3 protein-coding genes are annotated in these 3242 nt (G+C 35.6%); 1 reads left to right on the top strand and 2 read right to left on the bottom strand.

Annotation, left to right across the window (positions count from 1 at the left end; genetic code table 11):
- A partial coding sequence (locus tag ACIQ2S_RS12380; protein WP_396176442.1) for a pyridoxal 5'-phosphate synthase occupies positions 1–299 on the bottom strand: 299 nt, incomplete at its 3' end.
- A gap of 213 nt (positions 300–512) precedes the next feature.
- Between ACIQ2S_RS12380 and typA the strand changes: the two genes are divergently transcribed.
- Positions 513–2309, top strand: coding sequence for a translational GTPase TypA (gene typA / locus ACIQ2S_RS12375; protein WP_396176440.1), 1797 nt, complete (start codon positions 513–515; stop codon positions 2307–2309).
- A 62-nt stretch (positions 2310–2371) separates the two neighbouring features.
- Here the strand turns inward: typA and ACIQ2S_RS12370 are convergent.
- Positions 2372–3242, bottom strand: an 871-nt coding sequence (locus ACIQ2S_RS12370) for an alpha/beta hydrolase (RefSeq protein ID WP_396176438.1), incomplete at its 5' end; no start/stop codon positions are given.

Raw genomic sequence — 3242 nt, 5'->3', positions numbered from 1 at the left:
CAAAAAAAAGACAAACAGATATGTGGATTTGCTTCAATGGCTTTTCCTTTTTCGGAATCGTAATTGGTATAAAAGATAAATCCTTCTTCATTGAATTTTTTAAGTAAAACCACACGAGCTCTCGGAAATCCGTCTAAACCGATGGTGGCAACAGTCATCGCATTTACTTCTTCAATCAAGCCAAATTCTTCTACTTCATAAAACCATCGATGAAACAAATTAATTGGATCTGCCGGAATATTCGATTCTAAAAGTTCGCTTTTTTCATACGATTTTCTGTAGTTACTTAAGTCTTTCATGGCATGATTTATTTTAAGTTGCTAAGGTACTAAGATTTAAAATATAAAAAGAAAGTCTAATGTAGATTTACTTTTCAATTGAATTTAACTTTCAAATACTATTTATAACCTAAATAGTACAATTATTATCTTATCGTTAAATCAATCAATGTTTTACGTAAAAATTTTTTATGTAAAAATAAAGTGTACCTTTGCACCCTGAAAAAAACACGGATGGAATCAATTAGAAACATTGCGATTATTGCCCACGTTGACCACGGTAAAACTACTTTGGTTGACAAAATTATGTATCACTGTCATTTATTTCGTGACAACGAAAATACAGGTGATTTGATATTAGACAACAACGATTTAGAACGTGAACGTGGAATTACCATTACATCAAAGAATGTTTCTGTAGTTTATAAAGGTACTAAAATCAACATTATTGATACGCCGGGTCACGCCGATTTTGGTGGAGAAGTAGAGCGAGTATTAAATATGGCGGATGGTGTTTGTTTGTTGGTGGATGCTTTTGAAGGTCCGATGCCGCAAACACGTTTTGTATTGCAAAAAGCAATCGATTTAGGTTTAAAACCTTGTGTGGTTATTAACAAAGTAGACAAAGAAAACTGTACACCGGAAGAAGTGCACGAAAAAGTGTTCGACTTGATGTTTGAATTAGGTGCAACTGAAGAGCAGTTGGATTTTCCAACGGTTTACGGCTCAGCTAAAAATAACTGGATGAGTGATGATTTCAGAAATCAAACGGACAGTATTGAACCTTTATTAGATATGGTTATTCAACACGTACCTGCTCCGAAAATTTCAGAAGGAACGCCACAAATGCTTATTACATCTTTAGATTTCTCTGCTTTTACCGGACGTATCGCTATCGGTCGTTTGGAAAGAGGTGTGTTGAAAGAAGGAATGCCTATTTCTTTAGTAAAAAGAGATGGTACAGTAACGAAATCAAGAGTTAAAGAATTACATACTTTTGAAGGTCTTGGCCGTAAAAAAGTGCAAGAAGTAATTGCCGGAGATATTTGTGCGATTATTGGAGTGGAAGGTTTCGAAATTGGCGATACTATTGCTGATTTTGAAAATCCGGAAGGATTAAAATCAATCGCTATCGATGAGCCAACAATGAGTATGTTGTTTACTATTAATGACTCACCATTTTTTGGTAAAGAAGGTAAATTTGTAACTTCTCGCCATATTCGTGAACGATTAACAAAAGAATTAGAGAAAAACTTGGCCATGAAAATGGGTGAAACTGATTCTGCTGATAAATTTATGGTTTTCGGACGTGGAGTATTGCACTTGTCTGTTCTTATTGAAACCATGAGAAGAGAAGGTTACGAAATACAAATTGGTCAACCACAAGTTATTATCAAAGAAATTGATGGTGTAAAATGTGAGCCAATTGAAGAATTAACAATCGACTTACCGGAAAATCTTTCGGGTAGAGCAGTTGAATTCGTTACGATTCGTAAAGGTGAAATGTTGAGCATGGAAACAAAAGGTGAACGTATGATTATTAAATTCAACATTCCCTCTCGTGGAATTATTGGATTGCGTAACCAATTGCTTACAGCAACTGCCGGTGAGGCGATCATGGCACACCGTTTTATTGGCTATGAGCCTTACAAAGGAGAAATTTCCGGACGTAACAAAGGGTCGTTGATTTCTATGGAAAAAGGAAAAGCTATTCCTTATTCTATTGATAAATTGCAAGATCGTGGTAAATTCTTTATTGAGCCAAACTCAGATATTTATGAAGGTCAGGTAATTGGCGAAAACTCTCGTGCTGATGATATGTCTGTAAACGTAACAAAAGAGAAAAAGCAATCGAATGTTCGTTCTTCCGGAAATGATGAAAAGGCGAGAATTATCCCTCCGGTTATTTTCTCTTTAGAAGAAGCTTTGGAGTACATTCAAAAAGACGAATATGTTGAAGTTACTCCAAAATCTATTCGTTTGAGAAAAATTTATTTGACAGAAACCGATAGAAAAAGATTTAAAATCTAAGTTGATTTTATAACATAGCAAAAACCCATCCGCTGCATAAACGAGATGGGTTTTTTTATGGTTTATTTTTTTGTTTCCAAAAGAAACAAAATCGGTATCGATAACCTTTCTTTCCAAGCATTTTCAGAGTGATCAGCACCTTCAAATTTATGTGTTTCCCAGTTGGCAGGAGTAAAGCCTTTTTCAATCATGACTTCATCCGCCTTTTTTTGTAACGGCGGATACAAAGCATCAAGAGTTGCCGTACCAAAGTCAAAGTAGATTTTATGGGTTTTCGGATCCGGTAGATTTCTACGCATATAGGTAAAAAAAGCGTCCGGAATGGGGTTGTTTTCCACCGAAAATATGCCTGGCCAATGGGTAGAAATACATGCAGCTCCACCAAAAATAGTCGGGTACTCACAAACGGCGTACAGCGAAATCAATCCGCCCATACTTGAACCCATCATGAAAGTGTGGTTAGCATCTTCAAATGTGCTGTAATTTGTATCAATGTAAGGCTTTAATTCTTCTACTATAAATTTCAAATAATTATCTGAAACAGGCTGAAAAACCGCTTTCGTTCGCCCTGCTTCTTGTAATGTGATTGTCACAAAATTTTTGTCCTCCAAACTTAAATCATCAAATGGTTTTTGCGGAAAGTAATCAGCATGACGTTTTTCAGAAATACTTGAAATACCTACCACAATAAAATCAATGGTTTCTTTAGTAGCCATTAATTGTGTGGCTGTTTCATCGACTCCCCATTCTTGCTTATTCCAGGTTGTTTTTGCATCGAACAACATTTGTCCGTCATGCATGTATAAAACAGCATATTGTTTGTCTTTTGAATAGCCATCAGGCAGCCAAATATCAACATTTCGTGCATCCACATATGCGGATTTGAATTTTTCAATGTGATCGATTTTACCGGAAGATACAGTAATTTCTTGT

This window comes from Flavobacterium sp. (assembly GCF_044371705.1).
Lineage (GTDB): Bacteria > Bacteroidota > Bacteroidia > Flavobacteriales > Flavobacteriaceae > Flavobacterium.
The sequence above is the reverse complement of the archived record's forward strand: the minus strand, read 5'-3'. Positions and strand labels throughout refer to the sequence as shown.